Annotated in this window: 10 protein-coding genes; 9 read left to right on the forward strand and 1 reads right to left on the reverse strand. The window is 51.8% G+C overall.

Annotated features, from left to right (window positions below):
- Positions 1-3: 3 nt before the first annotated feature.
- Positions 4-234, reverse strand: coding sequence for an acyl carrier protein (locus tag ACTHRY_RS01305; RefSeq protein WP_003747973.1), 231 nt, complete (start codon positions 232-234; stop codon positions 4-6).
- 221 nt (positions 235-455) lie between these two features.
- On the opposite strand from ACTHRY_RS01305, the gene galE reads away from it, so the two are divergent.
- The 9 genes from galE to ACTHRY_RS01350 all read left to right on the forward strand — a co-directional run bounded on the left by galE (position 456) and on the right by ACTHRY_RS01350 (position 12,052).
- Entirely contained in the window at positions 456-1,472 is a 1,017-nt protein-coding gene (gene galE / locus ACTHRY_RS01310; RefSeq protein ID WP_440373975.1) for a UDP-glucose 4-epimerase GalE, read from the forward strand.
- A 116-nt stretch (positions 1,473-1,588) separates the two neighbouring features.
- Positions 1,589-2,656 carry a dTDP-glucose 4,6-dehydratase gene (gene rfbB / locus ACTHRY_RS01315; RefSeq protein WP_049323622.1) on the forward strand — a complete coding sequence of 356 codons (1,068 nt, stop codon included), beginning with the start codon at positions 1,589-1,591 and terminating at the stop codon, positions 2,654-2,656.
- A gap of 73 nt (positions 2,657-2,729) precedes the next feature.
- The gene (rfbA, locus tag ACTHRY_RS01320) at positions 2,730-3,596 is read left to right on the forward strand and encodes a glucose-1-phosphate thymidylyltransferase RfbA (protein WP_049323623.1); all 867 of its coding nucleotides are present in this window, start codon (positions 2,730-2,732) and stop codon (positions 3,594-3,596) included.
- 53 nt (positions 3,597-3,649) lie between these two features.
- Positions 3,650-4,189 carry a dTDP-4-dehydrorhamnose 3,5-epimerase gene (gene rfbC, locus ACTHRY_RS01325; protein WP_049323700.1) on the forward strand — a complete coding sequence of 180 codons (540 nt, stop codon included), beginning with the start codon at positions 3,650-3,652 and terminating at the stop codon, positions 4,187-4,189.
- Between the two features lie 25 nt (positions 4,190-4,214).
- Positions 4,215-6,329, forward strand: a complete 2,115-nt coding sequence (locus ACTHRY_RS01330) for a capsular polysaccharide biosynthesis protein (RefSeq protein WP_049323624.1) — start codon at positions 4,215-4,217, stop codon at positions 6,327-6,329.
- Between the two features lie 136 nt (positions 6,330-6,465).
- Positions 6,466-7,725, forward strand: coding sequence for a capsule biosynthesis protein (locus tag ACTHRY_RS01335; protein WP_049323625.1), 1,260 nt, complete (start codon positions 6,466-6,468; stop codon positions 7,723-7,725).
- A 361-nt stretch (positions 7,726-8,086) separates the two neighbouring features.
- Positions 8,087-9,493, forward strand: a complete 1,407-nt coding sequence (locus ACTHRY_RS01340) for a tetratricopeptide repeat protein (RefSeq protein ID WP_070822645.1) — start codon at positions 8,087-8,089, stop codon at positions 9,491-9,493.
- Between the two features lie 216 nt (positions 9,494-9,709).
- Positions 9,710-10,924, forward strand: coding sequence for a sodium/glutamate symporter (gene gltS, locus ACTHRY_RS01345; protein ID WP_049323627.1), 1,215 nt, complete (start codon positions 9,710-9,712; stop codon positions 10,922-10,924).
- Positions 10,925-11,029: 105 nt separating this feature from the next.
- A complete protein-coding gene (locus ACTHRY_RS01350; protein WP_049323628.1) occupies positions 11,030-12,052 on the forward strand; it encodes a lysozyme inhibitor LprI family protein in 1,023 nt (340 codons plus the stop codon).
- Positions 12,053-12,068: the final 16 nt, after the last annotated feature.

The raw sequence follows: 12,068 nt of genomic DNA on the forward strand, positions 1-12,068 counted from the left end.
GATTTAGCCTTTGTAATTATTTTCAACATATTGAATGATATTGGCTGAATTTGCCAAAATATCAACCAATTGCTCAAACGGCAAATCAACATCAAATTTTTGTTTGATGGCCATAACCAAATCCATTGCGCTCACGGAATCAATAAGTCCTGTAGACAACAATTCTTCATTTGCTGACACTTGTTTTTGTGCAACTTGTGAAATCAACGCCAAAACTTCGTTAGATACTGACATGGTAAGATCCTTTTATTAAAATTGAAATGATAACGCTTTGCACCCTGTGCATAACACTGTGATTATCCCATATTTTTTTACTTTTCAGGTAACTAAATATACAATATCCAAATAAAGCAATCCCTCTTTGACAACATTTACATCAGGTCATCTGAAAGCGTTTGTATTTTCAGCCAACCGGTTTCACGACTTCCAAACACAATTTTAATTAAGGAAAACCAATGACTATTCTTATTACCGGCGGTACCGGCTTCATCGGCTCCCATACCGTTGTTTCCCTGTTGAAATTAGGCTTTAATGCCGTGATTTTGGACAATTTGTGCAATTCGTCTGCCAACATCCTCCCGCGCTTGGAAAAGATTACCGGCAAGTCTGTGCCTTTTTACCAAGGGGATATCCGTGATCGTGAAGTGTTGCGTCAAATCTTTGCCGAACACGATATTGATGCCGTCATTCATTTTGCCGGCTTGAAGGCAGTCGGTGAAAGCGTGGCCGAGCCAATGAAATACTATGACAACAATGTGTCGGGCAGCTTGGTTTTGGCTGAAGAAATGGCGCGTGCCGGTGTATTTAAGATTGTGTTCAGCTCATCTGCTACGGTTTACGGCGATCCGGGTAAAGTGCCTTATACGGAAGATATGCAACCGGGAGATACGACCAGCCCTTACGGTACGTCGAAGTCTATGGTGGAGCGCATTTTGACGGATATTCAAAAGGCCGATCCGCGCTGGAGCGTGATTTTGTTGCGCTATTTCAACCCTATCGGTGCGCATGAAAGCGGTTTGATCGGCGAGCAGCCAAACGGTATCCCAAACAATCTGCTGCCTTATATCTGCCAAGTGGCTTCAGGCAAGCTGCCGCAATTGTCAGTTTTCGGCGACGACTACCCTACTCCCGATGGTACGGGTATGCGCGACTATATCCATGTGATGGATTTGGCGGAAGGCCATGTGGCGGCGATGCAGGCGAAAAGCGATGTTTCGGGCGTACACCTGTTTAATTTGGGTTCGGGACGTGCTTATTCGGTATTGGAAATCATCCGTGCCTTTGAGGCGGCCTCCGGTTTGACTATTCCGTTCCAAATCAAACCGCGTCGCGATGGCGATTTGGCCTGTTTCTACGCCGACCCTGCCTACACCAAAGCACAAACCGGTTGGGAAACCAAGCGTGATTTGGCGCAGATGATGGAAGACTCATGGCGTTGGGTCAGCAATAACCCAAATGGCTACGACGATTGAGTTGACCTGATACAGGCCGTCTGAAAGAGATGTTTTCAGACGGCCTCTTTATCTGAAAAACACACATTCTGTCTGCTATAATCCGTTTATATTATTTTGACTATCCTCTGAAACTTATGAAAAAAATCCTTGTTACCGGCGGCGCGGGCTTTATCGGTTCTGCCGTTGTCCGTCATATTATCCAAAACACCCAAAACTCTGTCGTCAATGTCGATAAGCTGACTTATGCCGGCAATTTGGAATCTTTGGCCGAGGTAGCCGATAATCCTCGCTATGCTTTTGAGCAAGTGGATATTTGCAACCGCGCCGAACTCGACCGCGTATTCGCACAACACCAGCCGGATGCCGTGATGCACTTGGCTGCGGAAAGCCATGTCGACCGCTCTATCGATTCGGCAGGCGAGTTTATCCAAACCAATATCGTCGGCACATTCAATCTGCTTGAAGCGGCACGCGCCTACTGGCAACAAATGCCGTCTGAAAAGAGCGAAGCCTTCCGCTTCCACCATATTTCCACCGATGAAGTTTATGGCGATTTGCACGGTACGGACGATTTGTTCACCGAAACCACGCCATATGCGCCGTCCAGCCCCTACTCCGCTTCCAAGGCGTCCAGCGACCACCTCGTCCGCGCATGGTTGCGTACTTACGGTTTGCCGACCATTGTAACCAACTGCTCCAACAACTACGGCCCTTACCATTTCCCGGAAAAACTCATTCCATTGATGATTCTGAACGCGCTCGACGGCAAACCGCTGCCCGTTTACGGCGACGGAATGCAAATCCGCGACTGGCTGTTTGTCGAAGACCACGCGCGCGCGCTGTATCAGGTTGTTACCGAAGGCGTTGTCGGCGAAACCTACAATATCGGCGGCCACAATGAAAAAGCCAATATTGAAGTGGTCAAAACCATCTGCGCCCTGCTGGAAGAGCTTGTTCCTGAAAAACCAGCCGGCGTGGCGCGTTATGAAGATTTGATTACTTTCGTACAAGACCGCCCCGGCCATGACGTGCGCTACGCCATCGATGCCGCCAAAATCGGCAGGGAACTGGGCTGGAAACCGCAGGAAACATTCGAATCCGGTATCCGCAAAACAGTGCAATGGTATTTAGACAACAAAACCTGGTGGCAAAACGTATTGAACGGCAGCTACCGTTTGGAACGTTTAGGCACTGGAAAATAAGTTTTCAGACGGCCTGTTCCCATATTAGGCCGTCTGAAAATCACGCAAACACACACTACTCAGGAGAAAACCCATGAAAGGCATTATCCTCGCCGGCGGCAGCGGCACACGCCTCTACCCCATCACGCGCGGCGTATCCAAACAACTGCTGCCCGTATACGACAAGCCCATGATTTACTATCCCCTGTCCGTATTGATGTTGGCAGGAATCCGCGATATTTTGGTGATTACCACGCCCGAAGACAACGCCTCTTTCAAACGCCTGCTCGGCGACGGCAGCGATTTCGGCATTTCCATCAGTTATGCCGTGCAACCCAGTCCGGACGGCTTGGCACAGGCATTTATCATCGGCGAAGAATTTATCGGCAACGACAATGTTTGCTTGGTTTTGGGTGACAATATTTTCTACGGCCAATCGTTTACGCAAACATTGAAACAGGCCGCCGCCAAGACCCACGGCGCAACCGTATTCGGTTATCAGGTCAAAGACCCCGAGCGTTTCGGCGTGGTTGAATTTGATGAAAACTTCAATGCCTTATCCATCGAAGAAAAACCGCAACAGCCCAAATCCGATTGGGCGGTAACCGGCTTGTACTTCTACGACCAACGCGTCATCGAGTTCGCCAAACAAATCAAACCGTCCGCCCGCGGCGAATTGGAAATTTCCGATCTCAACCAAATGTATTTAGAAGACGGTTCATTGTCGGTACAACTTTTGGGACGCGGTTTCGCATGGCTGGACACTGGCACCCACGAGAGCCTGCACGAAGCCGCTTCATTCGTGCAAACCGTGCAAAACATCCAAGACCTGCAAATCGCCTGCCTGGAAGAAATCGCTTGGCGTAACGGTTGGCTTTCCGATGAAAAACTGGAAGAGCTGGCGCGCCCGATGGCAAAAAACCAATACGGCCAATATTTGCTGCGCCTGTTGAAAAAATAATGTTTGAGGCCGTCTGAAATATTTCAGACGGCCTTTAGATGAAAGATAAAACGATGAACATCATTGATACCGCCATTCCTGACGTAAAACTGCTTGAGCCGCAAGTCTTCGGCGACGCGCGCGGCTTTTTTATGGAAACCTTCCGCGACGAGTGGTTCAAAACCCAAGTCTGCGACCGCACCTTCGTGCAGGAAAACCACTCCAAATCCAGCAAAGGCGTATTGCGCGGCCTGCACTATCAAACTGAAAACACACAAGGCAAACTCGTGCGCGTGGTTGTCGGCGAAGTATTCGACGTAGCCGTCGATATGCGTAAAGACTCCCCCACTTTCGGCAAATGGGTGGGCGAAATTCTGTCCGCAGAAAACAAACGCCAACTGTGGGTACCCGAAGGTTTCGCACATGGTTTCTATGTACTGAGCGACGAAGCCGAGTTCGTCTATAAATGCACGGATTATTACAACCCCAAAGCCGAACACTCGCTGATTTGGAATGATCCGAGCGTCGGCATCGACTGGCCGCTACAAGGCGAGCCGAACCTGTCGCCTAAAGACTTGGCAGGCAAAGTATTGGCCGAAGCCGTCACGTTTTAAAAAATAATTCAGGCCGTCTGAAAGAATGTTCCTCTTTTCAGACGGCCTACAATCCATTAATAACAATAATCGACGAAAACGCATTGTGAAAAACGCCTATATCCCCTCTCGCGGCATCCGCAAAATCCCCCATCTCTCCACCCTATTGCCTGAATTTCATATCTGCAAAGACGGAAAAGGAGCGGAGGCTGTCGTCGGTTGGGGTTTGCGCCCGACGACACACAAAGCGCGTGCTTTCGCCGCTGAACACCAGCTTCCCTTTATTGCTTTGGAAGACGGCTTTTTACGCTCGCTCGGCCTGGGCGTCGCCGGTTATCCGCCCTACTCCATCGTCTATGACGACATCGGTATCTACTACGACACCACGCGTCCTTCGCGTTTGGAGCAACTGCTTCTCGCCGCCGATACCATGCCGTCTGAAACCTTGGCTCAAGCGCGACAGGCGATGGATTTCATCCTGCGACATCATCTATCCAAATACAACCACGCGCCCGAACTTTCAGACGATCATCCTTTACGTTCCCCATCCAAACCTGAAACCGTCCTCATCATTGACCAAACCTTCGGCGATATGGCCATCCAATATGGCGGTGCAGACGCCTCTACGTTTGAATTGATGTTTCAGACGGTCTTGAATGAAAACCCGCAAGCCGATATCTGGGTTAAAACCCATCCCGATGTTTTGTGCGGCAAAAAACAAGGCTATCTGACCCGGCTGGCGCAGCAACACCGCGTCCATCTTTTGGCAGAAGACATCAATCCGATTTCTTTGTTGCAAAACGTCGATAAAGTTTATTGCGTTACCTCGCAAATGGGTTTTGAGGCGCTTTTGTGCGGTAAACCGCTGACCACCTTCGGCCTGCCGTGGTATGCCGGATGGGGCGTAAGCGACGACCGCCATCCTGAAATCAACCGCCTTGTCCAAACCCAGCGCCGCGCCACCCGCAACTTGCTACAACTCTTCGCCGCAGCCTATCTGCAATACAGCCGCTACCTCAACCCCAATACTGGTGAAGCAGGCAGCCTCTTTGATGTCATCGACTATCTGGCGACGGTCAAACGCAAAAACGACAAATTGCGTGGCGAGTTGTATTGCGTCGGCATGTCTTTGTGGAAACGCGCAGTTGCCAAACCGTTCTTTAACGTACCCTCATGCCGTCTGAAATTTATCTCCTCCACCCAAAAACTGGACGGGGTCAAACTGTCCGACGATGCACGCATCCTTGCCTGGGGCAACGGCAAAGAGGCCATCGTCCGTTTTGCCGAACAACGCCACATCCCCCTGCTGCGTATGGAAGACGGCTTTATCCGTTCGGTCGGACTCGGTTCTAATTTAGTCCCGCCGCTGTCGCTCGTTACCGACGATATGGGCATTTATTTCAACGCCGAAACCCCGTCCCGTCTTGAACATATCCTGCAAAACCAAGACTTTGACAATCAAGACTTTCAGACTGCCTTGAAGCTGCAAAAAATGCTGACCGAAAACCACATCAGCAAATACAACGTTGGCAGCTCGGACTTTACCGCCCCATCAACCGACAAAACCGTAATTCTCGTTCCCGGTCAGGTTGAAGATGATGCGTCTATCCGCTACGGTTCGCCCCAAATCTATCGCAATCTGGATTTGCTCCGTACCGTACGCGAACGCAACCCCGATGCCTATATCATCTACAAACCGCATCCCGATGTAGTCAGCGGTAACCGTATCGGCCATATTTCCCCTGAAGATGCTGCACGATATGCCGACCAAACCGCCGAACAAGCCGATATCCTGACCTGTCTCCAATACGCAGACGAAGTACATACCATGACTTCGCTAACCGGTTTTGAAGCCTTGTTGCGCGGCAAAAAAGTGAGCTGCTACGGCCTGCCTTTTTACGCAGGTTGGGGACTTACCCAAGATCTGCTCCCCATTCCGCGCCGCAGCCGCAGACTTGAACTTTGGCAGCTGATCGCCGGCACGCTCATCCACTATCCCGACTACATCCATCCCGAAACCCATCAGGCCATCAATGCGGAAACTGCAGCCCAAATCCTGATACGGCAAAAAAATATGCAAAAAAACAACAACGGATTACATCGCGGGTACTTTGCCAAAAAATTAGGTAAAATCAAACAACTATATCGATCTTTTAAATAAATGCCATCAAAATTAACAATGCATCATAAACCGGCCTCAATTACGGCATCATTGCCTTTGCATCGTTAATACGCTTGGCGTATGCTTAAAAGTTCAACCCAAAACTATTACACAAAAAACAAAATCACATTGCGACATGAAACAGCCCGTCCTCCAAAACAACCTGCAAAACTTACTTGAAAGCGCAGAAAACATCCTGCTGCTTCAAGGCCCTGTCGGCAACTTTTTTCAGCGCCTCGCCGACTGGCTGACCGCAAACGGCAAAACCGTGCATAAATTCAACTTTAATGCAGGCGACGACTATTTTTATCCGCCTACTCAAGCGCATACCGTTGCTTTTAACGACAGCTACGATGCCTTTCCTGAATTTTTGCAAGAATACATCGTTCAACATCACATCCAGGCCGTTGTCTGCTTTGGCGACACACGTCCCTACCATCTCCTGGCCAAACGAATTGCAAACGAAAACCAAGCCAGTTTCTGGGCGTTTGAAGAAGGCTATTTCCGCCCCTACTACATCACCTTAGAAAAAGACGGCGTCAACGCATTTTCTCCGTTGCCGCGCCGTGCCGACTTTTTTCTGGAACAATTCCCCAAGCTGGCCCGGCAAGAATACAAAGCGCCGACACCGGTACGCGGCGGGTTTACGCCCATGGCCAAAAACGCCGTCCGTTACTATATCGAATTGTTCCGCAACTCGAACAAATACTCGAACTACATCCACCACCGCGCATCCAATGTCGGCCATTACCTCAAACTGTGGTCAATCTCCATCCTCAAGCGTTTGAACTACTATATTGAAGACATCCAAATCGCCAAACGCGTGGAGGCGGGCAAATACGGCAAGTTTTTTATTGTTCCCTTGCAGGTATTCAACGACAGCCAAGTCCGCATCCATTGCGACTTTTCCAGCGTCCGCAGCTTCCTGCTCCATGTTTTGGCCTCCTTTGCCGCGCACGCGCCTGCCGATACCAACCTCATCATCAAGCATCATCCGATGGACCGCGGCTTTATCGACTACTCGCGCGACATCAAACGCTTTATCAAAAAACACCCCAAACTCAAAGGCCGTATCACTTACGTCCATGATGTCCCCCTGCCCGTTTTCCTACGTCACGGCCTCGGCATGGTTACCATCAACAGCACCAGCGGCCTGTCCGGCTTGATCCACAACATGCCAGTCAAAGTCCTCGGCCGCGCCCATTACGACATTCCCGGCATAACCGACCAAAATACCTTGGCAGAATTTTGGAATCATCCGACGCCGCCTGACAGCGACCTGTTCCATGCCTACCGTATGTACCACCTCAACGTAACCCAAATTAACGGCAACTTCTACAGTCAGGTCTTTTTTCCCAACAAAAAAACCTCTGACTCTTCCACTCCGACAACCTGACTTAGCAAAAATAATTCAGGCCGTCTGAAAAACATTTCAGACGGCCTGAAACAATCAACATCCCAGCCGCCGTCATGTAAACAAACCATAAAAAACCGCATTTATCATTAACAATAAATTACAAAAACAGTATAATGACCAAGCTGTCATGAACGCATGCCGACTCAAACCGAAAGCTTTGTAACGCACTGAATAGAGATGCTTCCCCAGGAAAATAATACAACAAGCCGAACATCTTTAAAGACAGGCCGGTAAGGCAACTGCAAAACTGTGCCGAACCCTATTTTTTTACAAAGCCATCGACCGGCATCGCCGCCTATATGCCGCAGCACCCGTCTTCCACTTTATCCGCCCGCAAACCATGACCGCCGCTCCTGAAATCCTCTACCGGCAAGCCGCCGCCCTTTTGGAACAATCCCATACCGCCCAAGCCCTGCCCCTGTTGCAACAGGCGGCAGAGCAAGGTTATGCGGAAGCTGCTTTCGTATTGGGCAACCATCTGCTGCAAAACGGCCAACCGGAGCAGGCACTTTCATGGTTGGAAGCCGCCGCGGCCCAACGCCACCCCAAAGCGCTCTTTACCCTGCTGCAACAGCGCGAACACAACGGCACCCCGACCGGACAGCTCCTTAACGAATATGCCTGGCTGGGTGAGCAGGGACACCCTGAAGCCCAATTAATCCTCATGCGTTACCACGCGCAACGCAACGATCCACAATCGCTCTACTGGGCAGAGCTTGCCGCCGCCCGATATGCCGCGCCCGCGTATTACCATCTGGCACGCCATCATCAACGCCAAGGCGACGTTGCGACAGCCGTCGAACAATACGAAAAAGCGGCCGCCCTCGGCGTGACTGCCGCCTGTTGGCAACTCGGTCAAATCTACTTCTACGGCACAGGCATCAGCCCCGACCACGCACAAGCCGAACAATACCTCGAACAAGCCGCGCAAGCCGGCCATATCGCCGCACAAACCCTGCTGGCCGACCTTCTTGCCGCCCAACGCCGACCCGAAGCCTTGGAATGGTATCGTCGTGCCGCCGACAAGGAACAAGCGGAAGCTCAAGCCAAGCTGGCACAATATGCCCTGACCGGCGAACTTTCCGAACGAGACCCGTTCCAAGCGGCACGCTACGCCAAAGCCGCCGCCGAGAAAAACCATCCCGAAGCCCTGAAAATCATGGGCGACCTCTACCGCTACGGCCTCGGCATCAAAGCCGACAACCATGTCGCGCACGATTACTACCACCGTGCCGCCGCGCTGGGTTCTGCCGCCGCCGCACAAAAACTCGTCAGCGATGCCGCGCTGTACCATCCGCAACAATACGAACAAATCAAAACAGCCGCCCTGCAACAGCAACAAACCGAGACCGCATACCGTTTGGCTGAAGCACAAGCCCGCGCCATCGGCCGTCCTGCCGACTACAATGCCGCGCGCAAAAATTACATGGAAGCGGCCGAGTTCCATCATAAAAACGCGGCGGCAGCCTTGGGCCGCATCTACCATTACGGCCTCGGTACGGCGCAAGACCCTCGGGCGGCCGCCTACTGGTACGCCATCGCTGCCGAACAAAACCACCCTTCCGCCCAATACCACCTTGCCTGTTTCTACTATCACGGGCAAGGTGTAAGCTGCCATGTTCCGACTGCCTGCTACTGGCTGCAGGCCGCCATCGGCAACGGGCATACCTCGGCCGGGTTATTAACATCCCTCTTGGAACAATGGCGCCGCGAAGCGCATCATGCCATCGGGAAAAAGGCCGTCTGAAAAGATTTACACACGCATTTTTTGACAATCTTTAACTATTCCCCTAATATTTGCCAGTTATTTTTCACGGACAAGCCATCGTTTTCATTTCTTTCCGGAAACACCTTGTCCGCGCATCAATACCATGACACTCGGCGGATAACGCCAAGCGTTGAAACACACTGCATCCGGAAAGAAACGGATACTCGGAAAAACATTTCTAGGAGGTGAAACAACATGGAATGGGAATTCAACAGTTATTACACACTGATTGCCGCCACGCTCGTGTTGCTGGTTGGTAAATTTCTGGTTCAAAAAATCAAATTCTTACGAGACTTCAATATTCCCGAGCCGGTCGCCGGCGGTCTAGTTGCCGCTATCGTCCTGTTCGCCCTGCACGAAGCCTACGGCGTCAGCTTCAAATTTGAAAAACCGCTGCAAGATGCGTTCATGCTCATCTTCTTTACATCCATCGGTTTGAGCGCGGACTTCACCCGTTTGAAAGCGGGCGGCCTGCCTTTGGTCATCTTTACCGCCGTGGTGGGTGCATTCATCATCGTCCAAAACTTCGTCGGTGTCGGCTTGGCAAGCGCATTGGGTCTGGATCCGCTGATCGGCCTGATTACCGGTTCGATTACCCTGACCGGCGGTCACGGTACAGCCGGCGCATGGGGTCCTGACTTTGAAAGCAAATTCGGCCTGACCGGTGCAACCGGCTTGGGTATGGCTTCCGCCACCTTCGGCCTCGTATTCGGCGGTTTGATTGGTGGGCCTGTTGCACGCCGTCTGATCAACAAAATGGGCCGTAAACCTGTCGTCAAAACTGCCAAATCCGACGACAACGATGCTGCCGACGACGTCTTCGAACAAGCACAGCGCACCCGTCTGATTACGGCTGACTCCGCTGTCGAAACACTCGCGATGTTTGCCGCATGTTTGGCTTTTGCCGAAATCGTCGACGGCTACGACAAAGCCTTCTTCGACCTGCCTAAATTCGTATGGTGTCTGTTTGCCGGCGTGGTCATCCGCAACGTCCTGACTGCAACCTTCAAAGTCAATATGTTCGACCGCGCCATCGACGTATTCGGTAACGCCTCCCTGTCGCTCTTCCTCGCCATGGCTCTTCTGAACCTGAAACTGTGGGAATTGACCGGTCTGGCAGGCCCGGTAACCATCATCCTGGCCGTACAAACCGTCGTCATGATTTTGTACGCAACCTTCGTTACCTACGTCTTCATGGGCCGCGACTACGACGCCGCCGTCTTGGCAGCCGGCCACTGCGGTTTCGGTTTGGGTGCCACCCCGACTGCCGTTGCCAATATGCAGTCCATTACCCAAACTTTCGGCCCTTCGCACAAAGCCTTCCTGATTGTGCCTATGGTGGGTGCGTTCTTCGTTGACCTGCTCAACGCCGCCATCCTCTCCGGCTTCGTCAGCGTCATCAAAGGCTGATACGTCCGACATAGAAAAGCACTTGCCGCATTTACTTGCAGCAAGTGCTTTTGCTATGATAGGCACGTCAGGCCGTCTGAAAGGCCGTCACCTTCAGGAGTACACATGTACAAAAAAACCGCTTCCGTATTGATTTTAAGCACAATTCTGCTTGCCGCATGCAGCAAAGAAGAGCCCAAAGCCGCACTTGATTGCGCCCAACCGGCCACACTGCAAAACATCCGTACCACCATCGAAGACACCCTCAAACAACAAGCGCGCTCCTTCGCCCGCAATGACAACCGCCAATTCGTCGATGCCGACAAAATCATCGCCGCCGGCCTCGAATTAGAAACCCTGCTTGAAGACCCCAAAGAAACCGAAGACGACGGCAAAGCCATCTGCCGCGCCAACCTCAAAATCCGTATTCCCGACACCATCCTCAAAACGGCCATAGACAACAGCCCGCTGATTTACGGTAGCACCCCGTTGGCCGACATGCTCGAACAAAAACTGATGGGCAGCAACCTGACCTTTGAAAACAACACGTTCAGCACCACCCTGCTCTATACCCCCGACAAAGACGGCAAACCGGTTTTCGAAGACAATACCCTAAGTTCCACTGCCCAAACCCTTTCCGCCACCCTGCTGCCCTACGGCGTGAAAAGCATCGTCATGATAGACGGCAAACCCGTGTCCAAAGAGCAGGCCATCAAACTGCTGCAAAACCAAAACACGGAAGAGCCGCCGACTGTCAATCCGCAAGACATCCTTGAAAACAACGCCGCCAGCCAGACTGCCGGCCTGACCGATGACGGCGACGATTCAGATTACGAAGTCCTGCGCCCCGACCATGAAACCCAACGCAACGAGCCGTCCGGCCTCAGCCAAAGCGAACTCGACAACGCGCGCGCGCAAAACCGTCAGGCGGACGGCGAAATCAACGACCTCTGGGGCGGCTTGGACAGCGATGTCAAACAACAAATCCTCGGCGAGCAACGCGCCTGGATTCAAAGCAAAAAACTCAACTGCCAACAAGCCGCCGCGTCCGCAGACAACGCCGCACAAACAGAATACCTGCGCCTGCAGTGCGAAACCCGCATGACCCGCGAGCGCACACAATACCTGCGCGGCTATTCCATCAACTAAAACCGATAAGGCCGTC

This window comes from Neisseria sp. P0004.S004, from assembly GCF_051963335.1.
In the GTDB taxonomy this organism is placed as follows: domain Bacteria; phylum Pseudomonadota; class Gammaproteobacteria; order Burkholderiales; family Neisseriaceae; genus Neisseria.